A 25,077-nucleotide genomic window follows, 5' to 3' on the forward strand; every position below is an offset into this window, starting at 1 on the left:
CCCAAAAGCGAGCGAGCGTTGCGCGAACATCGTGCCTGCACGGATCGGTGTGCGCGCGGAACCGTCGAAACGGCCGCGAGCGCTAGATCATCGTCATGACTGTTGCAGGATCGGACAGGATCGCGCCTAGATCAGCTAGGAATTTCGAACCCTGCTCCCCGTCCACGAGCCGGTGGTCGAAGGACAGGCTCAGGGACATCACCTGACGCACCGCGAGTTCATCGTTGTGCACCCAAGGAGCCCTCCGCACCGATCCCAGCGCCACGATGGCAGCCTCGCCCGGATTCAAGATGGGAGTTCCTGCGTCGATCCCGAAGACACCGATGTTCGTGATCGAAATGGTCCCGCCCGTGAGATCTGCCGGAGAGGTCTTTCCCGAGCGTGCTGTGTCTGTGAGCTCGGACAACGCACTGGACAGCTCCAACAGCGTCATCCTGTCCGCGTCTTTGATGTTGGGAACCGTCAGTCCCCGCGGCGTGGCTGCCGCGATACCCAGGTTCACGTAATTGAACTGCACGATCTCCTGTGCGGCCTCGTCCCAGCGGGAGTTCAGTGTCGGGTTCCTGCGCAGGGCAATCAACACTGCCTTGGCCGCGATGGTCAGCGGCGTGAGCTTGTATCCGGCAAATTCGCGGCTGGCCTTGAGTCGCGTCAGCAGTTCCATGGTGGGCGTGACATCAACGGTGAGAAACTCCGTCACATGTGGCGCCGTGAAGGCACTTTGCACCATGGCGGCGGCCGTGAACTTGCGGACTCCCTTGATGGGCGTGCGAGTCTCGCGTTCAGCGGAGATCCCGACGGCGGGCACAGCAGTAGGAGCATCGACGCGGCCCAATATCTGGACCTGTGGCCCAGCAGCGAAGTCCTGGACGTCCGAACGGGTAATGAGCCCCGCCGGCCCGGTTCCCGTGACCAGCCCAAGGTCAATTCCAAGATCCCTAGCCAACTTGCGGACCGGAGGGGTGGACCGCGGCCGCTCTTGTTCCGCAGTCGGTTCAGCAGGAACTGCGAGCGGTGTGGTGGGTTCGACGACGGGAACCGATTCCCGGACCGGCTCGCGTTCGGCGACGCCTCCGTCAAAGCCTCGCTGGCGTCGCGCCGGGCGTCCGGACCTTTCGACGACGGCGCCATAGCCTACGAGGTTCGGCTCACGTTTCCCCGTGGCCTCCAGCGGGCTGCCCGTGGGGGCGACCCCACCGGAAGCGCCCCCATCGGAACCTGGAACACCGGACGGCGAGGCTCCGGCGTCGTCGACTTCAAAGGAGACAATCGGCTTGCCGACCTCCACCACCGAGCCGGCCTGCTCGTGCAGGACGGCTACCGTTCCCGCGAAAGGCGAGGGAAGCTCAACCACGGCCTTGGCCGTTTCCACCTCGGCAATGACCTGGTTCAAGGTCACGGTGTCCCCCACCGCAACCTTCCAGCTGAGAATTTCCGACTCGGTGAGTCCCTCGCCGAGGTCCGGCAGCCTGAATTCCTTGATCATCGTGGCGCTCATCCTTCCAGGCCGCTCAGGGAGTTACCGCGGCCAAGTGCGCGGTCCACGCCGTCAAGGATCCTGTCCAGATCCGGCAGATGATGCATCTCGAGCTTTGAGTACGGGTAAGGGATGTCGAATCCCGTGATCCGGACTGGCGCCGATTCAAGGTAGTTGAAGCAGCGCTCGGTGATGCTCGCGGCGATTTCCGCGCCGAGCCCGCCGGACTGCGCAGCCTCATGGGTGATGACCAGCCGGCCGGTCTTGCGGACAGACGCCTCCACTGCCGGGAAGTCGATCGGAGCCAGCGAGCGCAGGTCGATAACCTCCACGGAGATTCCTTCGTCGGAGGCGGCCATGGCTACATCACTGGCGGTCTTCACGAGCGGGCCGTACGTCACCAAGGTGACGTCGCTCCCTGGGGAGACCACCCTGGACTTTTCCATGGACAGCGCAGTGGAAAGATCTGCGGTCTCATCCACTTCGCCCTTGTCGTGGTAGCGGCGCTTGGGCTCGAAGTACAGCACCGGATCGTCCGAGGCGATGGCCTGCTGGATCATGGTGTAGGCATCCTGCGGGTTGGAGACACTGATGACGCGCAGTCCCGAGGTGTGGGTGAAGTAGGCCTCAGGGGATTCGGAATGGTGCTCGGGTGAGCCGATCCCGCCGCCAAAAGGAACCCGGATGGTGATGGGCATCTTCACGCGGCCCTGCGTCCGGTAGTGCATCTTGGCGACCTGGCTGACAATCTGGTCGAACGCCGGGTAAATGAAGCCGTCGAATTGGATTTCGCAGACCGGTCGGTAGCCGCGGTAGGCCAGCCCGACAGCCGTGCCGATGATCGCGGATTCGGCCAACGGAGTGTCAACCACCCGGTGCTTGCCGAAGTCCTTCTGGAGGCCGTCGGTTACCCGGAAAACACCGCCGAGGGCCCCGATGTCCTCACCCATGAGGACAACCTTGGGATCGTTCTCGAGGGACTTGCGCAGGCCGGCGTTGATGGCGCGGGCGAATGTCAGCTTGCTCATCAGAGTGCACCTTCCTGAGTGGATCCGCTGAAGCTTTCCAGATAGCGGGAATAGTGGTCCTTCTGGCGTTCGATCCAGGAGTTGGGCGTGCTGTAGACGTGGTTGAAGAGGTCCAACGGCGCGGGATCCGGCATGTTGATGACGCCTGCCCGCAGGTTCCTGGCCACCTCGTCCGCTTTGGCCTGGGTCCTGGCTTCGACTTCTTCGGTCAGCAGGCCCTTGGTGCGAAGCAGCGCCTTCAGGCGGGCAATCGGGTCCTTGGCCGCCCAGTCCTCAAGCTCATTGGCGTCGCGGTAGCGGGTGGGGTCGTCCGCCGTCGTGTGCGGGCCCATGCGATAGGTCACCGCTTCAATAAACGTGGGTCCGCCGCCCTTGCGGGCCCGGTCCAGCGCAATTCGGGTGACAGCCAAAACAGCCAGGACGTCGTTCCCGTCGACCCGCATGCTGGGGATTCCGAAGCCTGAGGCACGGTCGGCGATCTGGATGTGCGATTGAATCCGGACGGGTTCGGAGATGGCCCAATGGTTGTTCTGGCAGATAAAGACCACGGGCACTTGGAAGCTCGCGGCGAAGACCATTGCCTCGTTGACGTCACCCTCACTGGTGGCACCGTCGCCGAAAAATGCAACCGCCACGGAATCGGCGCCATCGTGCTGGATGCCCATGGCGTAGCCGGTTGCGTGCAATGACTGCGAGCCGATGATGATCTGCTGGGTGGCAATGTTGTGGCGGTACGGGTCCCAGCCGGAGGACGCATTGCCGCGCCAGGCACGGACCAGGTCCGTCGGCTCCACGCCGCGGCAGTAGGCCACGCCGTTGTCCCGGTAGCTGGGGAATACGAAGTCGTCATCCCGGAGGGCCCTGCCCGAACCGATTTGCGATGCTTCCTGCCCCAGCAGCGGCGGCCACAAGGCCAACTCGCCCTGACGCTGCAAGGCAGTGGCCTCCGAGTCGATGCGGCGGATGACTGTCATGTCCTCATACAGCGAGCACAACTGCTCGTCGGTGACATCGCTGACCCAGAGATCGAACTCCGGGTGGCTGATGCGTTCCCCCTCGGGGGAAATCAGTTGGACCAGGTTTCCGCCGGTCCGACGAGGGTTTTCTGCACTGATTCCGGGATTCGGAGCCTTGTAGGCGTCCTGGCCGGCTTTGTCCGTCAACACAGTTGATCGCACCTTTCAGCTCGTGCTCGCAGGCCTGGGATGGACTTGTGATCCAGCCGCGTGCCAGCATCCTGGCGTCTTCGCCTGGATTAATTGTGACCCTACTCACAATGCTCATTGGGTACAACCACCACCGAAAATCCTGCGCATTCTGCCCTGTCTTGACCACTGGCACCGTGCTAACGTTGCGCATTATGCAAGCTTTGGATGGCACAGACACCCGCCTGCTTTCGGCCATGGCAAAGGACCCCCGCGGCACGGTGGTGGCCTTGGCGCAGAAGCTGGGACTATCACGGAATACGGTCCAGGCACGGATGGCCCAACTGGAGAAGAAGCATGCGTTCCTCTCCTTCGAACGGCGCATCAACCCTGCTGCCCTCGGCTATCCGCTCATGGCGTTCATCTCCGTGCACGTGCAGCAGCAGAAGCTCGGACAGCTCGCTTTGGAACTCGCCGAAATCCCGGAAATCCTGGAGGGGTACGGGCTCACCGGATCGGCTGACCTCTTGTTGCGGGTTGTAGCCCTCGACGCCGAGGACCTGTTCCGGATCAACGGCAAGATCCTGGCGTGCGACGGTGTGGAGAGAACCGATACCGCGATGTCCATGGGCGAATTGATTCCGTTCCGGGTACAGCCGTTGCTGAACCGCACAACAAAGACGGCGCTCGGCGCCAACTGAGTTCGCCGGGAAGGGGAACCACCTTGAGCACCCCGGACGTACCGCCGGCCGCCAAAAACCGAAAGCTCCTCTGGATCATTCTCGGAGTGGTGGGCACAGTTCTGGTGTTGATAGTCGTGGGGGTCATCGTGCTGGCGAACGTGGTGGGAAACGCCACGAACAGGGCCCGGGCCATTTCCGACGATTTCACCCGGCTGATCGTGAATGGCAAAAGCGAGCAAGCTTACGACCAGTACCTGAACCCTGCCGTCGCCCAAAGCTTGCCTAAGGCGGACTTTGTTGCCGGCGTCGCTGGCCTTCAGCTGGACAACAGCTGCACGCCCCACTACGACTCCGTGATGGCGAATTCAGTCAATGGAACCAACACAGCCGATGTCGCCGGAACCTTGCAATGCCAAGGAAGAAGCTTCGAGCTCAGGTACAGCTTTGTGGGCAATGACCTGAAGATGAACGCCATCAGCCTCCAGCCGCAGGGCTAGCGCGGAAAAAAATAGTCACCACCCACCCATCCACGGCTCCACATGGTCCGAATATCAGGTTGAGAGCCCCGTCCGGGGTTTCGAACACAGGCCGGATACAAACCCGGCCTTACCGGAAGGTTTGGACCATGCGCACTTCGCCCAACCGCCTGATCGCCACCATCTTTGGAGCCGTCTACCTGCTTGTGGGTGTCGTTGGATTCTTCGTCACCTCAGGGATTGGATTCTTTGCTACCGAAGGTGCCAACCTGATCATCTTTGCGGTAAATCCCCTGCACAACATCATTCACCTCGCTATCGGTGGAGCGCTGCTCTACGCGGGCATGAATAGCACGGTGCTGTCCAAGACAATCAACACCACGGTCGGCGGCGTCTATCTGTTGGTCGGCATCCTCGGCCTGTTCCTCGTGGGGTCTGCGCTGAATATCATTGCCCTTAACGGCGCAGACAACGTCTTGCACCTTGCCAGCGCCGTGGTACTTCTCGGCGTCGGTCTTTCCCAAGACAAGGTTCCGGCCACCACCGCCAGGGCCCACGTCTAGAAGACCTCGAACCCCGGAAGGAGCCGTCCGTGTCAGCTCAAGCAGCGACGTCCGTAGGACCGACCACCGGAGCATCCGTCACCCTGTTTTCGTGTTTTGCGGGAATGGGGGCCGGCCTTGTGGAGCTTTCCATCGCATCAAGCTACATTTCGAGCCGAGGGCCCCTCATGTGGGCGGGCGGAATCTTCGCGGTCTGGGGCCTGGCCCTGCTCGCGGGATCGATTGCGAGCTTGCAACGCGGACGGCTCCGGTTCCGTAAAGCAACAACCATCGGACTCATCGCGGCCGTGCTGGTCCACGTAGCCGTGCTAGTGGCCGGTGTGGCCCAAAGATTGCTCGACGGCGGGCACCTGGCTGCTCTTTTCCTCGTCCTCATGGCGCTGGGATCGTCTGCTTGGCTGGCCCGGAGGTACCGCGACGACGACGGCGGAACGGCCGCGGCTCCCCCGCGGACTGGTGCGCTTGTGGGGGCAGCCTTTGCCGCCGCCGTCGTGGTTGCAGCAGTGACGACGCCGGGGCTGGCCGCCTCGGTGGCCGGACAGCATGCCGTCCCGCACGGATCGCACTCGATACCGAGCGGGCACAACCACTAACCCTCCCAACCGACGCCTGAAGCAAGAATCCTTCCCACACAGCGTGTGGGAAGGATTCTTGCTATCTTGAGCCAGCAGGAATTCCTAGTGATTCACGGCTTTCTCCGCTCCGATGCCGGTCAGTGACCGGACCTCCATCTCGGCTTGTTTCGCCGCGTCTTCGCGCCTCTTGTCCAGCATTGTGCCGAGCCAACCAAGCAGGAACGCGAGCGGAATGGACACGATTCCGGGGTTGCTCAACGGGAAGATCGCGAAGTTGGCGCCCGGGATCATGGACGTCTTGGCACCGGAAACCACCGGCGACAACGCGATCAGGATGACGGCCGCCGCGAGGCCGCCATACATGCTCCACGTGGCTCCCTGGGTGGTGAACTTCTTCCAGAACAGGGAGTAGACGATGGTCGGCAGATTGGCCGATGCCGCCACGGCGAAGGCGAGCGCCACGAGGAAGGCGACATTCTGGCCGTTGGCGAAGATGCCTCCGAGGATCGCGAGGACCCCGATGACCACCACCGTCCGGCGCGCCACTTTGACCTCGGTCCCGGCGTCGGCCTTGCCCTTGGAGATGACGTTCGCATAGATGTCGTGGGCGAACGACGCCGCTGCCGTGATGGTCAAGCCGGCCACCACCGCAAGGATCGTGGCAAACGCGACGGCGGAGATGAAGCCCAGCAGCAACGGCCCGCCCAGATGGAACGCGAGAAGCGGTGCAGCGGAGTTGACGCCGCCCGGAGCGGACTTGATGGTGTCAGCGCCAACGAGTGCCGCGGCGCCGTAACCAAGGACCAAGGTGAACAGGTAGAACAATCCAATCAACCAGATGGACCAGACCACCGATTTGCGGGCTTCCTTGGCGGTGGGCACGGTGTAGAAGCGCATGAGCACGTGCGGCAGGGCGGCTGTGCCCAAGACGAGCGCCAGGCCGAGGGACAGGAAGTCCAGCTTGGAGGTCTCGGTCTTGCCGTACTGCAGGCCCGGGTTCAGCACGTTGGGGTTCTTGGCGGAATCCGCCGCGGCGCCCAACAGGTTCGACAGGTTGAAGCCGTAGATGGACAGCACCCAAAAGGTCATGACTGCCGCCCCGCAGATGAGCAGCACGGCCTTGATGATCTGGACCCAGGTGGTGCCCTTCATCCCTCCAATGAGCACGTACATGATCATGAGGGCGCCGACGACGACGATCACCAGGGCTTGCCCGCCCCAGTCGCTGATGCCCAGGAGCAGGGAAATGAGGCTTCCGGCGCCTGCCATCTGTGCCAGCAGGTAGAAGAAGCAGACGGCCAGGGTGGACAGGGCGGCGGCGATCCGCACCGGGCGCTGTCGCAGCCGGAACGAAAGCACGTCGGCCATGGTGAACTTGCCCGTGTTGCGCAGCAATTCAGCGACAAGCAACAAGGCCACAAGCCACGCCACGAGGAACCCGATGGAGTACAGGAAGCCGTCGTAGCCATTGACGGCGATTGCTCCGGTGATCCCGAGGAAAGAGGCGGCGGAGAGGTAATCGCCGGCGATCGCGGTGCCGTTCTGCGAGCCCGTGAACGAGCGCCCCGCCGCATAGTAGTCGGCAGCCGTTTTGTTGTTCCGGCTGGCCCGGAACACGATCACCATGGTGACCAGGACGAACAGGGCGAAGATGCCCATGTTCAACAGCGTGGTGTCTTTCAGGGCGGCAACGTTGACCATCGGGACCATGGCGCTCATTTTGTTGCCCCTCTCACTGCGCTGCCCTTGTCGAACTCATGGCCCTCGATCTCGTTCCGGATTTCCGCGGCGATCGGGTCCAGCTTCCGGTTGGAGTAGTGGACGTACCAGGCCGTAATTCCGAAGGTTGAGACGAACTGCAGCAGGCCCAAGACCAGGCCGACGTTGATGTTGCCCCACAGCTTCGTGGACATGAAGCCCACTGCGTAGTCAGCCAGCAGGACATAGGCGAAGTACCAAAGCAGAAATGCGATGGCCATTGGAAAGACAAAACTGCGGTGGCGCTTGCGGAGCTCCTGGAACTGCGCCGTTTGCTGGACTTCCTGGAAATCCACAGACGCTGCTGCGTCCGGTGTCTGGGCCTCGTTACCCATGGCTTCCTCCTGATTGTGAATGTCTACATTGACCACACACTCCTAGCCAACGTGACTGGAATCACTATCCGCCCGGCTTCTGCACCACTTCCAGATCCACAGGCACAGGCGTCGCCCAGCGGACACGTTGCTGCGCCGAACGGCGGGTTCGCTAGTCTTGCTCCATGCCGGATTCCCCACTCGTCACCGCCGCCGCGATTGCGGTCATCGTGCTCGCCGTGGCGGTCGTCGTTGGGGTGGGCCTCAAGGTGGTCCGCTCCTTCCGCGAGCTGGGCACGGACGCCGAGAGGGCCACCTACCAAACCCTGCACGCGGCGTCGAGCGCGGGGCAGCACCTGCGCACGGGACTCCACGCTGCGGGAGCGGCCAAGGCGAGCAAGCAATTGCGTTCCCTGCTCGGCTGCGACGCCCTGGCCATCACAGATACCGAGTCCGTCCTAGCGTGGGATGGGTCAGCGGAAGAACTGAAAGCTGTCCTCATGGGGCTCGCCGCGGGAGTGCTCTCAGACGCGCGGACGGTGGTTGTGTCCGCATCGCGCGAACTGAACGCCGTGATCGCGCCGATCCGGGCCGGGAACCGCGTAGTGGGAGCCGTTGCCGCCTTCGCTCCGCAAGCCGGGGCGGGCCTGGTCCGGGCCACAAGCGAACTGGCGGACTGGGTAGCCGTGCAGGTGGAATTGGCCGAACTCGATGCTTCCCGCACTCTACTCATCGAGGCCGAAGTCCGGGCCTTGCGCGCGCAGATCAGCCCCCACTTTATCTACAACTCACTCAACGCCATCGCCTCGTTCATCAACACCGATCCCGCCAGGGCCAGAGAACTCGTGGTGGAGTTCGCGGACTTCACCCGATACTCCTTCCGGCGCCACGGCGATTTCACCACCCTGGCCGAGGAACTTCGGAGCATCGACCGCTACCTGCTGTTGGAGAAGGCTCGCTTCGGGGACCGGGTGCAGGTGAGCCTCAGGATCGCGCCGGAAGTCCTGAGCACGGTGATTCCCTTCCTGAGCCTGCAGCCGCTGGTCGAAAACGCGGTGCGCCACGGGCTTGAAGCGAAGGAAGGACCGGGTCACATCACCATCTGTGCCAACGATTCCGGAGCCTTCGCCGAAGTCACCATCGAGGACGACGGCGTGGGCATCGATCCGGAACACCTGCGCTCCGTGCTGGCCGGCCATGCCGACGGCGACCACGTTGGACTACGAAACGTCGATGCCCGCCTTCGGCAGGTTTATGGCGACGAACACGGGCTGGTCATCGAGACCGCGCCGGGCGAAGGCACGTTGATCACCATGCGCGTGCCGAAGTCCCAGCCGAGCCATGATGCCTGAGGCTAATCTATAACCATGATCAACGTACTCGTCGCCGACGACGAGCTCCCCGCCGTTGAAGAGCTCGCCTTCCTGCTGGGGAAGGACGAGCGCATCGGTACCATCCACCGGGCAGCCTCCGGTGCTGAAGCCCTCCGCGCCCTCGAAACAGAATCCGTCGACGCTGTTTTCCTGGACATCCATATGCCAGCGGTTTCCGGCCTGGACATCGCCCGCGCCATCTCGCACAGCGCCCGCCCGCCCGCCGTCGTCTTCGTCACTGCCGACGAAGACTGTGCGCTCGAGGCGTTCGAACTGGCCGCCGTCGACTACCTGCTGAAGCCGGTGCGTGCCGAGCGCCTGGCCCGCTCCATCAGCCGCATCAGTGAACTCATCAAGGATGGAAGCAAGGTCCCGGAGATGATCACGGTTGACCAGGGCGGGACCACACGGATGATCCGGCGCGACGACGTCAGCTACGTCCAGGCCCAAGGCGACTACGCCCGGTTGCACACCGCGGAGGCGAGCTACTTGATCCGGGTGCCGCTGAGCGACCTCGAACAACAATGGGCAGAAGCCGGATTCATCCGCATCCACCGCTCCTACCTGATGTCCCTCAATCACGTGGGGCACATGAAACTGGCCGCGGCACGCCCTAGTGTCACCGTGGCCGGGGCCGAACTGCCGATCAGCCGCAGGCATCTTCCGTCCGTGCGGGACAAGCTCGAATCCACCCGGATCCGGCCGCAAGGATGACCCGGGTCAGGGTCACCGCCCCGCAGTCGGCGGCCAGGTTAGCGCCCACGCGTCCGTACCATTCGCGCGAGGCGGCCGAAGACTCAGACGTCGGACAGGTCTTCGTCCGGTCCCTGATCCGTTCGCAGTTGCGCCTCGCAGTGGTGGTGGCTTCGGGTTTCCTTCTGGTGCTGGCCGCCTACGGCCTCATGGTTGCGTTGGTCCCGGACCTCGCGCAAATGCGGATTCTCGGCATCCCCGTCAATTGGATCATCCTCGGAGTAGCGCTCTATCCGGTGATCGGGCTGAGTGCGTGGCTGTACAACCGATCAGCAGCAAGGAACGAAGCCCGCTACCGCGATCTTGTGGAGGAGAAGTGAATCCTGCCGTCGGCCTCGCGGCCTTTTTGGGGGTGGCACTCGCGACGGCGGCGATCGGCTTCTATGGGCTCCGCATTTCGCGGACCACGGGCGACTTCTACGTGGCATCACGCACTGTGCGGCCTTGGTGGAACGCCTCGGCGATCGGCGGTGAATACCTGTCCGCAGCGAGCTTCCTGGGCGTCGCGGGGCTGATCCTGTTGACAGGAACAGACGCCCTCTGGTTCCCGGTAGGCTACACCGCCGGCTACCTCATGCTGTTGCTGTTCGTCGCCGCTCCCTTGCGCCGATCGGGCGCCTACACCATCCCTGATTTCACGGAAGCCAGGCTCCAGTCCAAAGCCGTCCGCCGCGTCACGAGCCTCGTGGTGGTGGCTGTCGGATGGCTCTACATAGTGCCGCAGCTACACGGAGCCGGGCTCACCATCCGGATCAGCACGGGTTTGCCTTCATGGGTAGGCTCCATCGCCGTCATCGTGGTGGTCTGCCTGACTGTGGTGGCCGGCGGCATGCGCTCCATCACGTTCGTCCAGGCTTTCCAGTACTGGCTCAAACTGACCGCCTTGGCTGTCCCTGTGGTATTCCTATTGATGCATCAGGCCGACGCCGGCATGCCAGCCTTGGCGGATGCATCCAGCAATCCCACGGGCCTTCCTGCGGCAGGCCTTTATCAGACCGTCTCGCTCCTGGTGGCACTCCTCTTCGGAACACTGGGACTCCCCCACGTCCTGGTCCGCTTCTATACCAACCCCGACGGCCAATCGGCGCGCCGGACAACCCTCATTGTTCTGGGCCTGCTGTCTGTCTTCTATTTGTTCCCGACAGCGTCCGGCCTCCTGGGCCGGGTCTTCGCACCCGAGCTCGCGCGCAACGGACAACCCGATGCCTTGGTCCTCCTGCTGCCCGGAAAGCTGCTGGGCGGCGTGCCTGGCGATCTGCTCTCGGCGCTGGTGGTCGCCGGAGCGTTTGCGGCGTTCCTCTCGACGACGTCAGGACTGGTAGTTTCGCTGGCTGGCGTCATCAGCCAGGACCTTCTTGGCGGAAGCGTGCGCGGATTCCGGGTCGCCGCACTCCTGGCCGCCGTCGTCCCCTTGTCCTTTTCATTCACCACGGATTCGACGGCCTTGGCCGGGAGCGTAGGGCTGGTCTTCGCCTTCACGGCGTCCACTATCTGTCCCGTCCTCCTGCTGGGCATTTGGTGGCGTGGCCTGAGCGACACGGGCGCGATTGCCGGCATGTTGACGGGAGCCGTGCTCTGCGGGGGTGCGCTGGTGGCTAGCACTTTCATGGGTTCGTCCGTTGCGCCCGGCTGGCTTGCCCAGCCCGCGGCTTGGACTGTGCCAGCCGCGTTTGGCGTGATGATATTGGTCTCGCGGGCAACAAAACACCGGATTCCGGGGACCGTGACCCGGCTGATGACCCGGCTTCACGTCCCGGAACGGCCGCTTGCCTCGGAACGGCCCCTGGCCACGAAACGCCAGCTCCGCTGAAGGCGGGCGGCTTGCGTCCCCTGAAGGATGCCGGCTTGCGTCCGCTGAAGGATGCCGGCTTGCGTCCGGGCTTGTCGTTCGACGTTAGTCGATGGCGGCCATGAGTTCGACAACCCGGTCCAGGAAGGCATCAACCTGGGCCTCTTCGTAGCCGCCGTGACCTCTCGCCTCGGAGAACGCGGCGCGTCGGACATTGTCGACGCTGAGCGGTTTGTCATTCTCCAGGTAGCCGATCAGGGAAACGCACAAGGCGTCGACCTCGGCGATGTTGTAGCTGCGCGCACGCTTCCTCTCCGGCCGGCGGAAGCGTTGGCCATCTGGTCGGTGCAGACGGCCTCGTAACACTCCGGAGAGTTTGCCGATCTTCAGCAGCCAGGCTTCCTCGCCTTCTGCCGCTATCAGCTCGTCACGTTCCCGGCGGGCGAAGGCATCTTCGAGGCGGTCCAAGGCGGCGTCCACAGCGGTGGCGTCGTAGCCGCCTTTGACGGGATCGAAGGAAACAGCGCGGACATCGCTGCTGGCGACTCTTTCCGGTGCCTCAGCCCTGTTTTCAAACGACATCCGGGCGCGCTGGAAGAACTGGTCTACTTGCTTCGCGTTGTAGCCGTACTTGCTACGCTCCACGCGCTCAAATGCTGCGGGGATCTGGCGACGAATGTCCACTGCCACTGCTTTCCTTCTGGGTGGTTGTCAGGCGCCGCTCAACAGCGCGAAAAGAATAAATGCGGCCGGTGCCGCGAAGACGATCGAGTCGAGGCGGTCCATGATCCCGCCGTGCCCGGGCAGGATGCTGCTCATGTCCTTGACGCCCAGCTCCCGTTTGACCATGGATTCGGCGAGGTCACCGGCGGTGGCCGCAGCGACCATGCCGACGGCCAACACCACGCCGACCCACCAGGGCCTCCCTAGGACGAAAACGCTGGCCAGGATCCCGATGACCATGGCTCCTGCCACCGAGCCTGCGAAACCTTCCCAGGACTTTTTGGGGCTGATCTTGGGAGCCATAGGGTGCTTGCCGAACAAAGAGCCTACGAGGTATCCAAAAGTGTCGTTGGACACCACCAGCAACAGCATGACGGCAATCTGCCAGGCACCTGCCGGAACCTGTCCATCGGGCCAGAGTCCCGCCGTCGTCGCTCCCCCGCTGATGTGGAGGGGCAAGATGGCAAAGCTGATCAGGAAAGGCACCCAAGCAAGAGTGAAAATTCCGGCAAAGACGCTACGGGGAGCGCCGGCGGCGCTTTCAAGCGAGCGCCAGAGGAGGACGGCCGCGCTGCTGACCAGCATGGCAAAGAGCTGGCTCTCAGGGCCACCGAAGTAGGCCGCCAGCGGTATCGCCACAGTGCCGGTCATCACCGGGATAATCGGCATCCTGGTTCCCTGGGCTTCGAGCGCGCGGAAAATCTCCCACACACCGAGAACCGCAAATGCAGTGGTCAGGAGGACGAACCCCAACGGCAGGAACAGCAGCCCGCCGAGAACGGCAAAGAGCATGGCAAGACCGACGCCGATGGCGGCCGGAAGATTCCTTCCCGCCTTGGGCGTCGGGTTGCCCCGTAGGCGCCTGGCGCGCGTGGGGATTCCCTGCGCGGGCGCCGGCTCAGCCTCGCTCATCAGACCTCGAGCAGCTCGGCTTCCTTGCGCTTGAGAAGCTCGTCGATGCCGTCGACGTGGGCCTTGGTGATGGCGTCGAGTTCCTTTTCGCCACGGGCGCCCTCGTCTTCGCCGGCTTCGCCATCCTTGACGAGCTTGTCCAAGGAGTCCTTGGCCTTGCGTCGGATGCTTCGGATGCTGACCTTTGCGTCCTCACCCTTGCCCTTGACGATCTTGACGTATTCCTTGCGGCGTTCCTGGGTCAGCTCCGGGATGGTGATCCGGATGACGTTGCCGTCGTTGGACGGGTTCGCGCCCACCTCCGAGTCGCTCAGGGCCCTTTCGATGTCGCGCATGGCGGTCTTGTCGTAAGGGGTGATGAGGATGGTCCTTGCGTCCGGAATGGCGAAAGAAGCCAGCTGCTGCAGCGGCGTTGGGGTGCCGTAGTATTCCACGATCACCTTGCTGTAGAGCCCGGGGTTGGCACGGCCGGTACGGATCGTCGCGAAATCCTCTTTGGCTACCTCGACCGCCTTGTCCATCTTTTCGACGGCTTCGAGCAAGGTTTCCTCGATCATGGTTTCTCCTCAGAAATAGTCGCGCCCCGTTCCACGGGCCGCGATGCACAGTAAATTTCCGCCCCTGCGGGCGGAAGAGTCCTAGAAATATCCTAGCCCTTGCTAGGGAGTGACCAGGGTGCCCAGTTTTTCGCCGAGGATGGCCCGCGTGACGTTCCCTTCGCCTTCCATGCCGAAGACCACCATGGACAAATCGTTGTCCTTGCACATGGTCATGGCGGTCTGGTCCATCACGCGGATGTCACGGCGCAGGGCCTCGTCATAGCTGAGCTTTTCAAGCTTCTCAGCCGTAGGATCCTTCTTGGGATCTGCCGTGTACACGCCATCCACACCGCTCTTTGCCATCAGGACGACGTCGGCATGTACTTCGAGCGCACGCTGGGCGGCGACGGTGTCGGTGGAGAAATATGGAAGTCCGGCGCCTGCGCCGAAAATGACCACGCGGCCCTTCTCCATGTGGCGGATAGCCCGCCGCGGGATGTAGGCCTCGGCCACCTGGCCCATGGTGATGGCGCTCTGGACCCGGGTCTCGACGCCTGCTTGCTCCAGGAAATCCTGCAGCGCCAAGCAGTTCATCACGGTGCCCAGCATGCCCATGTAGTCGGCGCGGGAGCGGTCCATGCCGCTCTGGGACAGTTCGGCGCCGCGAAAGAAGTTGCCACCGCCTACCACGATTGCCACCTCGACTTCGGAAACGGCTGCGGCGATCTGCTTGGCGATAGCGCGGACGGTCTCCGGGTCTACACCGAGCTTTCCGCCGCCGATGACCTCGCCGGACAGCTTCAGCAGCACTCGGCGGCGGGTCTTTCCGGGCTGGATTGCAGTGTTCTCGGTTTCCATGGTGCCTTCCCGTTTGTGGACTCTGGCTAGATTATCTTGCTGTGGGCCGGGCAGAAAGCCACCGACTGTAGATGCACTCGGTGCGTGCCTGCCATTGCATGCAAAAGGGGCGGCCACCGCAGTGACCACCCCTTTTGAAGTCTTACTAGTTTCCTACCCGGAAACGAGCGACTGCGGTTGCCTTGACGCCGGCCTCTTCGAGAACCTGGGCAACGGTCTTCTTGGAGTCCTTGGCGAATGCCTGGTCCAGGAGAACCTCACCCTTGTAGAAGCCCGTCAAGCGGCCTTCCACGATCTTGGTGAGAGCGGCTTCCGGCTTGCCTTCAGCCTTGGCGGTCTCTTCCGCGATGCGGCGCTCGGACTCGACCAGTTCGGCCGGGACGTCCTCGCGGCTCAAGTAGTTCGGAGCCATGGCTGCAACGTGGACGGCAACGTCGTGAGCTGCGGTAGCAGCGGCGTCGCCCTCGCCCTCAACGGCGAACAGGACGCCGACCTGGGCCGGGAGGTCCTTGGAGGTCTTGTGCAGGTAAGCGTCAACCGTGCCGCCTTCAATGCGGGCGATGCGGCGGACGACGACCTTCTCGCCGAGGACTGCGCCTTCTTCGACGACAACCTCGGAAAGGGGCTTGCCGTCGACGTCGATGGCCAGCAGGGTCTCGAGGTCCGCAGCGCCGGATTCGACAGCGACGGCCAGGACCTTGTCAGCCAGCTGGATGAACTTGTCAGCCTTGGCGACGAAGTCGGTCTCGCAGTTGACCTCGATCATTACGCCGACGCCGCCGGTGACCTTGGCTGCAACCAGGCCTTCAGCCGTGGAGCGGCCTTCACGCTTGGTAGCGCCCTTGAGGCCCTTGATGCGGATGATCTCGATGGCCTTCTCGGCGTCGCCGTTGGCCTCGTCAAGAGCCTTCTTGACGTCCATCATGCCGGCGCCGGTGCGCTCGCGCAGAGCCTTGATGTCAGCAGCAGTGTAGTTCGCCATGTGAACCCCTCTGTCTAGAAATTTATGTGTTTACGGACTGACAGGACGGCAGCCCACCTAGTGGGCCGCCATCCTGTCAGTAGCTCCCCGCACCGATATGAGGCGCAGGAAAGATCCGGATTTACTTGTCTGCTTCGGCTTCGCCAACAGCAGCTTCGGTGGCCTCGGCGGCCGGGGCTTCAGCGGCTTCCGCAGCTGGGGCTTCAGCGGCTTCCGCAGCCGGAGCTTCAGTTGCCGGAGCTTCGGTTGCCGGAGCTTCAGCAGCTTCGGCCTTGCTGCCTTCGAGGAGCTCGCGCTCCCACTCAGCCAGCGGCTCTTCCGGAGCCTCTGCAGCACCGGTTGCGCGCTGGTTACGGGCGATGAGGCCCTCAGCAACAGCGTCAGCAACCACGCGGGTCAGCAGGTTTACGGACCGGATGGCGTCGTCGTTACCCGGAATCGGGAAATCAACTTCGTCGGGGTCGCAGTTGGTGTCCAGGATGGCAACAACCGGGATGTTGAGCTTCTTGGCTTCGTCAACGGCAAGGTGTTCCTTCTTCGTGTCAACAACCCACAGGACGGAAGGAGCCTTGGTCAGGTTGCGGATACCACCCAGGTTGGTTTCCAGCTTGGTGAGTTCACGCTTGAGGAGCAGGAGCTCCTTCTTGGTGTAGCCGGAGCCTGCAACGTCCTCGAAGTTGATCTCTTCGAGTTCCTTCATGCGCTGGATGCGCTTGGCAACGGTCTGGAAGTTGGTGAGCATGCCGCCCAACCAACGCTGGTTGACGTACGGCTGGCCGACGCGGGTAGCCTGCTCAGAAATTGCTTCCTGGGCCTGCTTCTTGGTGCCGACGAACAGGACGGTGCCGCCGTGGGCGACAGTAGCCTTGACGAACTCGAAAGCGCGGTCGATGTAGGACAGCGACTGCTGAAGGTCAATGATGTAGATGCCGTTGCGCTCCGTGAAGATGAATCGCTTCATCTTCGGGTTCCAACGACGGGTCTGGTGTCCAAAGTGGACGCCGCTGTCAAGCAGCTGGCGCATAGTTACGACGGGCATGCCGACGCTCCTTCCGGCAGGTCATTCATGAGAGCGCCACACGGGCCGCTCTTACCCTGCCAATAGTTGACGGTTAGTTAGCCGAACCCGAACGGGCCCTGGCTCCTGGCATCCATTGCACTTCTCATCCGGCCAATGACTCGCCGGACCGCAAGAGGCACAATCCTCCGCAGCGTTGAATCCGCAAGGATTCGCAGTTGGAGGGGTGGATACGCGTAGTCAGCCTGGAGCCCCCGCGCAACTGAATGAGAGGCGCTTCTGAACAAGCTTGAGGGCATAGCAAACTGCTCCACCAAGTGTACTACAGCGCCCCCACCCTCTTGACCGCAATTGCACGGGGTTCAGGCTCCGCATTCCCGCGTTTTCTCGCCGGGTTTTCCACATAGTCAGCCTTGCGGCTTCCGAGACTCACCAGGCTGACAAAGGCTTGTTCCATGAGAACGGCAAACCTTCTGGTCCTTTTACCCTTGGTACTGGCTTTGGGCGCGACGCCCACCGCTTCCGCCCCGGGATCCGGCGCAACCGCCGCCAGTCCCCGTCCGGACTGGGCGTGGCCGCTCTCCCCCAAGCCCGCCGTCGTGCGTAGTTTCGACCCTCCGGACAAACCCTGGCAAAGCGGGCACCGCGGCGTAGACCTGCAGGCAGCCGGCGACGGCGTCCCGGTCGCTGCTCCTGCCGACGGCACCGTTAGCTTCGTAGGCGTCGTGGTGGACAGGCCGGTGATCGTGATCGACCACGGCGACGGGCTCCGGAGCAGCTTTGAACCCGTGAGCAGCGAACTCAAAGAGGGCGCCACCGTAATCAGGGGCCAATCAATCGGTATGGTCGCCGCCAGTCACTGCTCCGAATCAACTTGCGTCCACTGGGGTGTGCGGCGCGGGGAGGACTACGTCAACCCGCTTGCGTTCGTCATGGATCTTCGCCCGTCCGTGTTGCTGCCGCTAGACGATGGCGGAAATTCCCGTGATGGCCCGCCCCGTGACGAGGGTGTTGATTTCGTGGGTGCCTTCGTAGGAGTAGATTGCCTCGGCGTCGGCGAAGATCTTGGCCATCTCAAAGTCCGTGACAATGCCGTTGCCGCCCAGGATGCCGCGGCCCAGGGCAACGCTTTCGCGCATGCGGGCTGTGGTGAAGGCTTTCGCCAGCGCGGATTGCTCGTCCTTGGCCGCTCCGGCATCCTCGAGCTGCGCGAGCCGCACCATCATGCCCATGGAGCTGACCGTGTTGCCCAGGATCTGAACGAGTTGCTGCTGCACCAATTGGAACGAAGCCAAGGGCCTCCCAAACTGCATCCGTTCCACCGCGTAGCGGCGGGCAACATCGAATGCTGCAAGCTGCTGGCCCACCGCCTGCCAGGCCACCGAAAGCCGCGTGACTTTGAGGACCTTGTTGGTATCCCTGAAGCTGTTGGCATTGGCCAGTTTGAAGAAGTCGGGAATCACGACATTTTCGAGAGTGATGTCGGCGTTCTGGACTGTGCGCAGCGAAATCTTGTTCTCGATCTTGGTGGCCTTGAATCCCGGGAGGCTTGTGTCCACCATGAAGCCTTTGACCTGGTTGTCGGCGAGGTCGCGGGCAAAGATCACCACCCAGTCGGAAAACGTGGCATTGCCGATCCAGCGCTTGGCTCCGTTGAGGATCCAGTTCTCGCCCTCGCGACGCGCGGTGGTCCGGGTGCCGCCCGCGACGTCCGAACCGCCCAGCGGTTCAGTCAGCCCAAAGGCTCCGATCTTTTTGAGGGAGTAGATGTCCGGCAGCCAAGCATCCTGCTGCTCCTGGGACGCCAGAGCCTCGATGGACCCTGTGAACAAACCGTCATGGACGCCCATGAACGTCGCAATTGAGGCATCCGCACGGGTTGCCTCCGCATGGACGAGGCCTGCAAACACATTTGAATAGCCTTGCCGCCTCACGGGGCTCACGAGGTCGATCTCAGCCAGTTTGGGGATCAGCTCCATGGGGAACTCCCCCCGGTTCCAGCAATCGACCGCAATCGGCTTGACCTCGCGGGAGAGAAAGGCCCGAATTTCGGCCAGCCGGTCCTGCTCCTTGCCTGTAAGCAGTTGCTCAAAGCCATAGAAGTCGCCATCGGCGTATGGGAGGTTCTCGAGGTCGATCGCTGCCTTGGACATGGCGCTCCTTTGCGTAAGTTACTGATGAGTAACATACCTCAACGCCAGCCCTCCGCACAAGAACACATTGCCGCCAGACAACGCCTCCACGAAGCAGGCGGGAGACCGCTTCCCGGGCAAATTCGCTCTCCAGCCCCCCAGCTCCCGCTCGCCCTGGACCGCTCTCGTTAACCTCCATGCCCCCGGGTGTTGGTGCTTTGCACGGCGCGTTCCCAGCCCGCTTCATTAGCTTGGTTATGACATCGTTTCCCCAAGCTAAGGACGATTTTCAATGCCTGTCACACCGAACAAGCTCAAGCGCACCTCGATGGTACTGGTGGGCGCGGCTGTTGCTGCCTCTACGATTGCGTCCATGGCACTGCCCGCCTCCGCCGCGGATGAGAGTGAGAGTCACGCCGCGCCGGGCGGATACACCGTGAAGTCCTTTTCCCCGGTCGGCAACGAATCCGCTCCGGACGACATCACCCGGATGGGCAACTCAGTGTACGTATCGTTCCAGAACGGCGTTGGCCCTTTGGGTGAGCCGTCCGCAACCGGGATCACGGCCAGCACCGTGCAGCAGTTCAGCCTCGACGGAAAGCCCGGCAAGTCCTGGCAAGTCACGGGCAAGGTTGATGGTCTTACGGCCGATCCGGAACATCACCGTCTCCTCCTCACCGCCAACGAGGACGGCAATTCCAGCTTCTCCACCCTCAACCCGGACCAGGCGAAACCGCTGGCCACGTACACGTATTCGGGCCTCACCCACGGCGGCGGAACCGACGCGGTATCTGTCGTCAACGGGAAGATCCTCGTCAGCGCCTCCGCGCCGGTTGATGCTTCGGGTCCCGCAGCCTATTCCGTGGCGCTGGAAGGCACCACGGCCAAGCTGACGCCCCTTTTTAGCGACAATGCCACTGCGAAGGCTGCGAACGGCCCCCAGACAGGAAAAGAAACCACGCTGGCCCTCACGGACCCGGACTCCAACACCCTGGTTCCGGCTGCCGCTCCGCGGTTCAAGGACTCCTTCATGCTTGATGCACAAGGTGACCAACAGCTGATCTTCGCCTCCAACCCGGGTAATGGCAAGCAAACACTCCAGGTACTGTCGGTTGCCCAGCCCCTGGATGACACCGTGTTCGCGGCCCACTCCAACCAAACCCTGTTGGTCACCGACCCGAAGGACAACAAGGTGTTCTCCGTGACGGGTCCGTTCAAGGCAGGCCAGGCCGTTTCCACAGTGGTACCCGATGCGGGCCCGGCATACTTGGCAAACCTTGACTTGAGCACGGGCGCTCTCGCTCCTATCAAGGAACTGGCCGCCATTCACCCCAAAGGATTGATGTTCACCGACGGCGCTGAGGACAACTCGAAGGACGGCAAGAGCGCCGGCGAGTAACGGTCACATCAAAGGAGCCCCTGATCTGCGTTTCCACGGGTCAGGGGCTCCTTTCCTGTACGGTCGCTCGGACTTGAACCGAGGATCTTAGGGTTAGTCCTTTGGAGTCGCCCGAATCTTCTGTGGTCATATGGGGCGCCACCAGTCAAGCACGCTGCTTCCAGCCCGCCGTGGCGCGTCCGGCCCGGTAGGAGCAGTATGGAGGGATGAACGCCCCCAGCGCCGAAAGTCCGGCGCAGGTTGGCCCCTTTGGTTTCGCGACCCGCCTGCATCCGTGGAGCCGTTATGTCGCCCTGGGTGATTCGTTCACCGAAGGGGTAGGAGATCCGGAACCTCGCAGCCCGGGGGGCCTGCGAGGCTGGGCGGACCGGGTCGCGGAAGAACTGAGCGCCGGACACGAAGATTTCGCCTACGCGAACCTGGCGGTCCGTGGACGGTTGCTCCGTCAGATTCTCAATGAGCAGGTTGGCCCGGCGCTGGCCTTGCAACCGGATCTGATCACTCTCAATGCCGGGGGCAATGACCTGATCTTCCGCGGAAGCGATCCCGACAAACTCGCCGTCCGGATGGACGCCGGCGTGCAACTCCTTGCCTCTACCGGCGCAACGGTTGTGCTGTTCGCCGGCCCAGACTGGGGCGCCACGCCCGTGCTGGGACGGACCCGCGCCAAGGTAGCCATCTTCAACGAGAACCTGCGCACCATCGCCGCACGGCATGATGCGGTCATCGCCGATCTCTGGGCTCTGCGTCAACTCACCCACCCACGAATGTGGGATCCGGACCGGCTGCACTTCTCCCCACTGGGGCAGCACACCATCGCCATCATGGTGCTCGACACCCTCAACGTCCCCCACACCCTCGAGCCGATGACACCGAAAGACCTACCTGGACGTACTTGGCGCGAAGCAAGGTCCGATGACATTATCTGGGCACGCGAGCACTTGTTCCCATGGGTCCTGCAACGTCTCAAACAAAGAATCTCCGACGACGGGCGGCACGCAAAGAGGCCGGACCCCGGCCCCGTGTTTGGCGCCTGGATGCCGCCAGGAACGTTCGTTGGAAACGATCCACAAAGCCAATAGCGACCCCTCATCCAGGACACCGAGGAGCAGGTGGGGATAACGCTCGGGCTGGGAACGCTTTACGGAGCGTTGGCTCGTTTGGAAGAACCGAGGCCACATCAGCGCATTGCCCGGTGAGGACCGCCGCCGTCTTATGAACTCACGGCCAGCGGCTCGGCCGTGTTGGCTCAGCGGCTGAGGGCGATGCGCAATTTGGCCACGCGTGGGCTTGTCAAACTTCGGACGGCCCAGCCGTCCTCCATTGTCTTGGTGGCATGGCTTGTCGGTTTAGCGGCCTTCCTCGGCTGCGCTGGTATAGGGGCGGCAGTTGGCCTCCAATGTCTGGAGATCAAGGCATCGACGCTACAAGTACCAACGTTGCTTGCCATGCCGCTGGCCCTCGTCCTGGCATCAGCCCAGGCCTCAGAACTCCAAAATGAAAGAGCCCCTGACCTGCGTTTCCGCAGGTCAGGGGCTCTTTTCGGGTAGGGCTACTCGGACTTGAACCGAGGACCTTAGGATTATGAGTCCCGCGCTCTAACCAGCTGAGCTATAGCCCCAAGTCGGCAAGGGGACCGCTTTGTCAGCGTCCTTCCCGGCCAAAACACTCTAGCAAAACAATTCGACTCCCGATGCCAACCGGAGAACCACGCGGAGCCAGATGACTAGACGACCTTGTCCTCATAGGACGCGCCGCGGTACAGGTCTTCGAAAGTCTGCAACGTGCCCTGGATGCTGTGGGGCTCCACCATGGCACGGCTGGCCTTGCCCATGGCTTCGAGCTCACCCGCCGGCAAACGCAGGAGCTCGGTGATCCGGGCTGCCAACTCGTTGCTGTCTCCCGGCGTAAACAGGTGCCCGTTCTCGCCTTCGCGCACCAGATGTGGCAGCGCCATCGCATTGGCGAGGAGTACCGGCGTCGACGCAGACATCGCTTCAAGGGTCACGAGGGACTGCAGTTCGGCAGTTCCGGGCATGCAGAACAGGTCGGCGCGAATGTACGCCTTCCTGAGGTCCTCATCGCTCGCCAAGCCCAGAAACTTGACCCGCTCCCCCAAACCAAGCCGCTTGGCCTGGGCCTCCAGTCCTGAGCGGACCTCGCCGCCGCCTACCACCTCGAGGTGCACATTGAGGTCTGCCGGCGTTTTGGAAATGGCGTCGATCAGCACGTCCACGTGCTTTTCTTCTGCAAGGCGACCTACGAAGAGAACGGTGGGGTTGGCATGCGGCTCGATCTCTTCCCCCGGCTTCAACTCGTAGGCTGCGGAGTCAATACCGTTAGAGAGCGGCAGGACCTTGCGAAGGAATGCGTGCTGGTGCATTGCCTTGGCTGCAAGCGGCGTGGGCGTGGTGACGACGTCTGCCAGGCCCATGACCTTGCCCATGTCCTTCCACGAGACGCGCCCGATGATGTCCTTGAACCACTGTGGGAACGGGAGGAAGGGGTTCAGGTTTTCCGGCATGAAGTGGTTGGTGGCAATGATTCGGATTCCGCGCTTCTTCGCCTCGTAGAGAACGTGCTCACCGATCATATAGTGGCTCTGGATGTGCACGACGTCGGGCTGCACCTTGTCGAAGAGCAGCCGAATGTCGTTCTTGATTTCCCAGGGGTAGCAGATGCGAAAGTACTCGTGCGTAAAGACTCCGTGGGACTTCAAGCGGTGCACCGTGCCCTCATCCCCGAACTCGGTGAAGCTCTTGCCGTTGTCTGCCCGGCAGGCAAGCACGTGGACGTCGTGCCCCCGCGCCTTCATGCCTTTGGCAAGCCGGTACCCGAACTGAGCAGCACCGTTGACCTGCGGGCGGTAAGTTTCCGCCGCAATCAGGATGGTGAGGGGTTTGTTGGTTTCGGGAACGGTCACGTGGAGAACTCCTGATGGTCACGGTGCGAACATCGCAAAACGCCTGGCCCTGCGGTGTCTTCGCCGGTTGCCTGCCGCGGTTGTGCGGGGCACGGTTGTCGAACTTTGCCCTAAGCCTTCCGGCTTGCTGCCGCCTTCGCGTCACGTTTCCGCTTGGTGACCTCGGGATGGTGCCGGCTCAAGGCAATAACCCCCACGATAGCAAGTGAAGCGGCCACAGCCATGCCGATTGCGAGCACGGCGTGGACATCGGGACGAAGCTCACCCAAAATGGCGATCCCGATGGCGATCCCGACAATGGGGTCGACCACAGTGAGGCCTGCGATCACCAAATCCGGCGGCCCACCGGAGTATGCACTTTGCACGAACCAGGAACCGAGCCCGCCGGCCGCGGCGATGGCCACCACTGTGTACCACTGGACGTTGAGCAGAAAGTGCCCGTTGGGATCCAGAAGGTGCCTGCCAATGATGCGCGTCAGTACGGCGACGAATCCGAACAACACACCGGCGCCAAGGATGTACACAAAGGCGCTCAGGCGGTGCCGGAACATGAAAGCCAAAGTTCCAAAGAGCCCTACGGCGAGCGCAAGCAGGAGCACGATGGTTATTTCGTCCTCGCCGCTGACATGGTGGTTCTCCTGGGTGGCGTTGACCGCCAGAAGGACGAACAGCGCCGAGCCGGTCACGCAGGCCGAGATCGCCACCACGGTGCCGCGATTGATGCTGAGTCCTTGGTCCTTGGCGTTGACCACCGTGGTGATCACCAAAGCGATGGCTCCAATGGGCTGAACCACGGTTAAGGGAGCTGACACCAAGGCGATGGCGTTCATGCCCATGCCCAAGGCAAGCAACAGCAGGCCTAACATCCAGCGTGGATTCCTGAGAAGTCTCAAGAATCCGCGGGAACTCAAGGCGAGTCCACCGGTATCGGCCTTGACCGCGCTGCCCTGGCGCTGGGCACCGATGGCAAGGCAGAAGGCGCCAAGCACCGCAAGAAGGACTGCAAACCAGACCATCAGCTACGACCGCCGTCGTTGGCTTTGAGCTCTTTGCCCTTGCGGAGGATCGCCCAGAAGTAGTTGTACGCAGCCACCCAGTGGCCCAGAAGGCCCAAACCCAGGCAGACCCAAGCAATGACGAAGTAGACGCCGGCGAAAGGAATCGCGAGTTTGGAGAGGACCAGAAGTGGCGTGCCTAGGAGCAGGAACGCCGTCCGGATCTTGCCGATCCGGCTTACCGGGAGGTCGGGGTGGCTGTGGAAATAGAACAACGAGGCGGTGGCGAGTACGGCGTCGGGCACCACAAGGGCGGCCAGGTACCACCAGTCCACTACCCCGGCGATGACAAGCGTGACAGCGACAGTGATGAGTGCCAGGCGGTCCGCTACCGGATCGAGGATGCGGCCCAGCTTCGAAGTTTGGTTGAAGCGCCGGGCGACGTAACCATCTACCCAGTCGGTGCCGCCCATGATGGCGAGGACCAACACGGCGAAACCGTATTCCCTCTGCCACAGCACCAGCCACACAAACAGCGGAACGCCCATGAAGCGCAGGACTGTCAGGAAATTGGGGACGGTGAAGATGAGATCGTGGTCGATCTGCGGCTGCCCCGGGCGGGCGCCTGCACCGATGAACTTCATCTGTCCCCCTTTCCATGG

At 62.7% G+C, this 25,077-nt stretch carries 25 protein-coding genes, 1 tRNA gene and 1 pseudogene; 11 read left to right on the forward strand and 16 right to left on the reverse strand.

The window, feature by feature from the left end; genetic code table 11:
• Positions 1 to 82: 82 nt before the first annotated feature.
• Genes OOZ51_RS06615 through pdhA form a run of 3 tightly spaced genes read right to left on the reverse strand, consistent with a single transcriptional unit; the run spans position 83 to position 3,671 of the window.
• The gene (locus OOZ51_RS06615) at positions 83 to 1,498 is read right to left on the reverse strand and encodes a dihydrolipoamide acetyltransferase family protein (protein WP_265978449.1); all 1,416 of its coding nucleotides are present in this window, start codon (positions 1,496 to 1,498) and stop codon (positions 83 to 85) included.
• The gene (locus OOZ51_RS06620; protein ID WP_265978450.1) at positions 1,495 to 2,505 is read right to left on the reverse strand and encodes an alpha-ketoacid dehydrogenase subunit beta; all 1,011 of its coding nucleotides are present in this window, start codon (positions 2,503 to 2,505) and stop codon (positions 1,495 to 1,497) included. The genes OOZ51_RS06615 and OOZ51_RS06620 overlap by 4 nt, the downstream gene beginning before the upstream one ends.
• On the reverse strand, positions 2,505 to 3,671 hold the full coding sequence (pdhA, locus tag OOZ51_RS06625) for a pyruvate dehydrogenase (acetyl-transferring) E1 component subunit alpha (protein ID WP_416346354.1): 1,167 nt from the start codon (positions 3,669 to 3,671) through the stop codon (positions 2,505 to 2,507). The genes OOZ51_RS06620 and pdhA overlap by 1 nt, the downstream gene beginning before the upstream one ends.
• A gap of 194 nt (positions 3,672 to 3,865) precedes the next feature.
• On the opposite strand from pdhA, the gene OOZ51_RS06630 reads away from it, so the two are divergent.
• From OOZ51_RS06630 to OOZ51_RS06645, 4 genes are all read left to right on the forward strand, one after another.
• Positions 3,866 to 4,351, forward strand: coding sequence for an Lrp/AsnC family transcriptional regulator (locus tag OOZ51_RS06630; protein WP_265978451.1), 486 nt, complete (start codon positions 3,866 to 3,868; stop codon positions 4,349 to 4,351).
• Positions 4,352 to 4,374: 23 nt separating this feature from the next.
• Positions 4,375 to 4,830: a hypothetical protein gene (locus OOZ51_RS06635; RefSeq protein WP_265978453.1), complete on the forward strand. Its 456-nt coding sequence runs from the start codon at positions 4,375 to 4,377 to the stop codon at positions 4,828 to 4,830.
• 128 nt (positions 4,831 to 4,958) lie between these two features.
• Positions 4,959 to 5,372 carry a DUF4383 domain-containing protein gene (locus tag OOZ51_RS06640; RefSeq protein WP_265978454.1) on the forward strand — a complete coding sequence of 138 codons (414 nt, stop codon included), beginning with the start codon at positions 4,959 to 4,961 and terminating at the stop codon, positions 5,370 to 5,372.
• Positions 5,373 to 5,401: 29 nt separating this feature from the next.
• Positions 5,402 to 5,965 carry a hypothetical protein gene (locus OOZ51_RS06645; protein ID WP_265978455.1) on the forward strand — a complete coding sequence of 188 codons (564 nt, stop codon included), beginning with the start codon at positions 5,402 to 5,404 and terminating at the stop codon, positions 5,963 to 5,965.
• Positions 5,966 to 6,049: 84 nt separating this feature from the next.
• On the opposite strand, the gene OOZ51_RS06650 is transcribed toward OOZ51_RS06645, so the two are convergent.
• Positions 6,050 to 7,666, reverse strand: a complete 1,617-nt coding sequence (locus OOZ51_RS06650) for a solute symporter family protein (RefSeq protein WP_265978456.1) — start codon at positions 7,664 to 7,666, stop codon at positions 6,050 to 6,052.
• Entirely contained in the window at positions 7,663 to 8,040 is a 378-nt protein-coding gene (locus OOZ51_RS06655) for a DUF485 domain-containing protein (RefSeq protein ID WP_265978458.1), read from the reverse strand. The genes OOZ51_RS06650 and OOZ51_RS06655 overlap by 4 nt, the downstream gene beginning before the upstream one ends.
• 164 nt (positions 8,041 to 8,204) lie before the next feature.
• Between OOZ51_RS06655 and OOZ51_RS06660 the strand changes: the two genes are divergently transcribed.
• Genes OOZ51_RS06660 through OOZ51_RS06675 form a run of 4 tightly spaced genes read left to right on the forward strand, consistent with a single transcriptional unit; the run spans position 8,205 to position 11,955 of the window.
• Positions 8,205 to 9,371: a sensor histidine kinase gene (locus tag OOZ51_RS06660; RefSeq protein ID WP_265978459.1), complete on the forward strand. Its 1,167-nt coding sequence runs from the start codon at positions 8,205 to 8,207 to the stop codon at positions 9,369 to 9,371.
• 15 nt (positions 9,372 to 9,386) lie between these two features.
• Entirely contained in the window at positions 9,387 to 10,106 is a 720-nt protein-coding gene (locus tag OOZ51_RS06665; RefSeq protein ID WP_265978460.1) for a LytR/AlgR family response regulator transcription factor, read from the forward strand.
• On the forward strand, positions 10,103 to 10,465 hold the full coding sequence (locus OOZ51_RS06670; protein WP_265978462.1) for a DUF485 domain-containing protein: 363 nt from the start codon (positions 10,103 to 10,105) through the stop codon (positions 10,463 to 10,465). The genes OOZ51_RS06665 and OOZ51_RS06670 overlap by 4 nt, the downstream gene beginning before the upstream one ends.
• Positions 10,462 to 11,955 carry a sodium/solute symporter gene (locus OOZ51_RS06675; protein WP_265978464.1) on the forward strand — a complete coding sequence of 498 codons (1,494 nt, stop codon included), beginning with the start codon at positions 10,462 to 10,464 and terminating at the stop codon, positions 11,953 to 11,955. Before OOZ51_RS06670 ends, OOZ51_RS06675 begins: the two co-directional genes overlap by 4 nt.
• 84 nt (positions 11,956 to 12,039) lie before the next feature.
• Here the strand turns inward: OOZ51_RS06675 and OOZ51_RS06680 are convergent, their stop codons facing one another.
• The 6 genes from OOZ51_RS06680 to rpsB all read right to left on the reverse strand — a co-directional run bounded on the left by OOZ51_RS06680 (position 12,040) and on the right by rpsB (position 16,987).
• On the reverse strand, positions 12,040 to 12,624 hold the full coding sequence (locus OOZ51_RS06680) for a DivIVA domain-containing protein (RefSeq protein WP_265978465.1): 585 nt from the start codon (positions 12,622 to 12,624) through the stop codon (positions 12,040 to 12,042).
• A gap of 21 nt (positions 12,625 to 12,645) precedes the next feature.
• Entirely contained in the window at positions 12,646 to 13,569 is a 924-nt protein-coding gene (locus OOZ51_RS06685; RefSeq protein WP_265978466.1) for a phosphatidate cytidylyltransferase, read from the reverse strand.
• Positions 13,569 to 14,126 (reverse strand): ribosome recycling factor, encoded by a 558-nt coding sequence (gene frr / locus OOZ51_RS06690; protein WP_265978468.1) that lies wholly within the window; start codon positions 14,124 to 14,126, stop codon positions 13,569 to 13,571. Before frr ends, OOZ51_RS06685 begins: the two co-directional genes overlap by 1 nt.
• A 102-nt stretch (positions 14,127 to 14,228) precedes the next feature.
• On the reverse strand, positions 14,229 to 14,966 hold the full coding sequence (pyrH, locus tag OOZ51_RS06695) for a UMP kinase (protein WP_265978470.1): 738 nt from the start codon (positions 14,964 to 14,966) through the stop codon (positions 14,229 to 14,231).
• A 145-nt stretch (positions 14,967 to 15,111) separates the two neighbouring features.
• Positions 15,112 to 15,948: a translation elongation factor Ts gene (tsf, locus tag OOZ51_RS06700; protein WP_265978471.1), complete on the reverse strand. Its 837-nt coding sequence runs from the start codon at positions 15,946 to 15,948 to the stop codon at positions 15,112 to 15,114.
• Positions 15,949 to 16,069: 121 nt separating this feature from the next.
• A complete protein-coding gene (gene rpsB / locus OOZ51_RS06705; protein ID WP_265978473.1) occupies positions 16,070 to 16,987 on the reverse strand; it encodes a 30S ribosomal protein S2 in 918 nt (305 codons plus the stop codon).
• A 434-nt stretch (positions 16,988 to 17,421) separates the two neighbouring features.
• Between rpsB and OOZ51_RS06710 the strand changes: the two are divergent.
• A pseudogene (locus OOZ51_RS06710) lies at positions 17,422 to 17,826 on the forward strand (M23 family metallopeptidase); the annotation flags it as partial.
• Positions 17,827 to 17,928: 102 nt separating this feature from the next.
• Here OOZ51_RS06710 and OOZ51_RS06715 read toward each other — a convergent pair.
• Positions 17,929 to 19,119 (reverse strand): acyl-CoA dehydrogenase family protein, encoded by a 1,191-nt coding sequence (locus tag OOZ51_RS06715; RefSeq protein WP_265978474.1) that lies wholly within the window; start codon positions 19,117 to 19,119, stop codon positions 17,929 to 17,931.
• A gap of 271 nt (positions 19,120 to 19,390) precedes the next feature.
• Between OOZ51_RS06715 and OOZ51_RS06720 the strand changes: the two genes are divergently transcribed.
• Positions 19,391 to 20,497, forward strand: coding sequence for a hypothetical protein (locus OOZ51_RS06720; protein WP_265978475.1), 1,107 nt, complete (start codon positions 19,391 to 19,393; stop codon positions 20,495 to 20,497).
• 206 nt (positions 20,498 to 20,703) lie between these two features.
• Positions 20,704 to 21,579, forward strand: coding sequence for an SGNH/GDSL hydrolase family protein (locus OOZ51_RS06725; RefSeq protein ID WP_265978476.1), 876 nt, complete (start codon positions 20,704 to 20,706; stop codon positions 21,577 to 21,579).
• A 465-nt stretch (positions 21,580 to 22,044) separates the two neighbouring features.
• Here the strand turns inward: OOZ51_RS06725 and OOZ51_RS06730 are convergent.
• From OOZ51_RS06730 to OOZ51_RS06745, 4 genes are all read right to left on the reverse strand, one after another.
• A tRNA-Ile gene (locus OOZ51_RS06730) sits at positions 22,045 to 22,118 on the reverse strand.
• A gap of 105 nt (positions 22,119 to 22,223) precedes the next feature.
• Positions 22,224 to 23,420 (reverse strand): glycosyltransferase, encoded by a 1,197-nt coding sequence (locus OOZ51_RS06735; protein WP_265978478.1) that lies wholly within the window; start codon positions 23,418 to 23,420, stop codon positions 22,224 to 22,226.
• A 110-nt stretch (positions 23,421 to 23,530) separates the two neighbouring features.
• Positions 23,531 to 24,436: a DMT family transporter gene (locus OOZ51_RS06740; protein WP_265978480.1), complete on the reverse strand. Its 906-nt coding sequence runs from the start codon at positions 24,434 to 24,436 to the stop codon at positions 23,531 to 23,533.
• Positions 24,436 to 25,059 carry a CDP-alcohol phosphatidyltransferase family protein gene (locus OOZ51_RS06745; protein WP_265978481.1) on the reverse strand — a complete coding sequence of 208 codons (624 nt, stop codon included), beginning with the start codon at positions 25,057 to 25,059 and terminating at the stop codon, positions 24,436 to 24,438. Before OOZ51_RS06745 ends, OOZ51_RS06740 begins: the two co-directional genes overlap by 1 nt.
• Positions 25,060 to 25,077 lie beyond the last annotated feature (18 nt).

This window comes from Arthrobacter rhizophilus, assembly GCF_026241105.1.
Classification (GTDB): domain Bacteria; phylum Actinomycetota; class Actinomycetes; order Actinomycetales; family Micrococcaceae; genus Arthrobacter.

Coding starts and splice junctions, on each gene's coding strand:
- OOZ51_RS06615 (WP_265978449.1), bottom strand. CDS start 1,498: ATGAGCGCCACGATGATCAAGGAATTCAGGCTGCCGGACCTCGGCGAG.
- OOZ51_RS06620 (WP_265978450.1), bottom strand. CDS start 2,505: ATGAGCAAGCTGACATTCGCCCGCGCCATCAACGCCGGCCTGCGCAAG.
- OOZ51_RS06630 (WP_265978451.1), top strand. CDS start 3,866: ATGCAAGCTTTGGATGGCACAGACACCCGCCTGCTTTCGGCCATGGCA.
- OOZ51_RS06640 (WP_265978454.1), top strand. CDS start 4,959: ATGCGCACTTCGCCCAACCGCCTGATCGCCACCATCTTTGGAGCCGTC.
- OOZ51_RS06650 (WP_265978456.1), bottom strand. CDS start 7,666: ATGAGCGCCATGGTCCCGATGGTCAACGTTGCCGCCCTGAAAGACACC.
- OOZ51_RS06655 (WP_265978458.1), bottom strand. CDS start 8,040: ATGGGTAACGAGGCCCAGACACCGGACGCAGCAGCGTCTGTGGATTTC.
- OOZ51_RS06660 (WP_265978459.1), top strand. CDS start 8,205: ATGCCGGATTCCCCACTCGTCACCGCCGCCGCGATTGCGGTCATCGTG.
- OOZ51_RS06665 (WP_265978460.1), top strand. CDS start 9,387: ATGATCAACGTACTCGTCGCCGACGACGAGCTCCCCGCCGTTGAAGAG.
- OOZ51_RS06670 (WP_265978462.1), top strand. CDS start 10,103: ATGACCCGGGTCAGGGTCACCGCCCCGCAGTCGGCGGCCAGGTTAGCG.
- OOZ51_RS06685 (WP_265978466.1), bottom strand. CDS start 13,569: ATGAGCGAGGCTGAGCCGGCGCCCGCGCAGGGAATCCCCACGCGCGCC.
- frr (WP_265978468.1), bottom strand. CDS start 14,126: ATGATCGAGGAAACCTTGCTCGAAGCCGTCGAAAAGATGGACAAGGCG.
- pyrH (WP_265978470.1), bottom strand. CDS start 14,966: ATGGAAACCGAGAACACTGCAATCCAGCCCGGAAAGACCCGCCGCCGA.
- tsf (WP_265978471.1), bottom strand. CDS start 15,948: ATGGCGAACTACACTGCTGCTGACATCAAGGCTCTGCGCGAGCGCACC.
- rpsB (WP_265978473.1), bottom strand. CDS start 16,987: ATGCCCGTCGTAACTATGCGCCAGCTGCTTGACAGCGGCGTCCACTTT.
- OOZ51_RS06715 (WP_265978474.1), bottom strand. CDS start 19,119: ATGTCCAAGGCAGCGATCGACCTCGAGAACCTCCCATACGCCGATGGC.
- OOZ51_RS06720 (WP_265978475.1), top strand. CDS start 19,391: ATGCCTGTCACACCGAACAAGCTCAAGCGCACCTCGATGGTACTGGTG.
- OOZ51_RS06725 (WP_265978476.1), top strand. CDS start 20,704: ATGAACGCCCCCAGCGCCGAAAGTCCGGCGCAGGTTGGCCCCTTTGGT.
- OOZ51_RS06740 (WP_265978480.1), bottom strand. CDS start 24,436: ATGGTCTGGTTTGCAGTCCTTCTTGCGGTGCTTGGCGCCTTCTGCCTT.
- OOZ51_RS06745 (WP_265978481.1), bottom strand. CDS start 25,059: ATGAAGTTCATCGGTGCAGGCGCCCGCCCGGGGCAGCCGCAGATCGAC.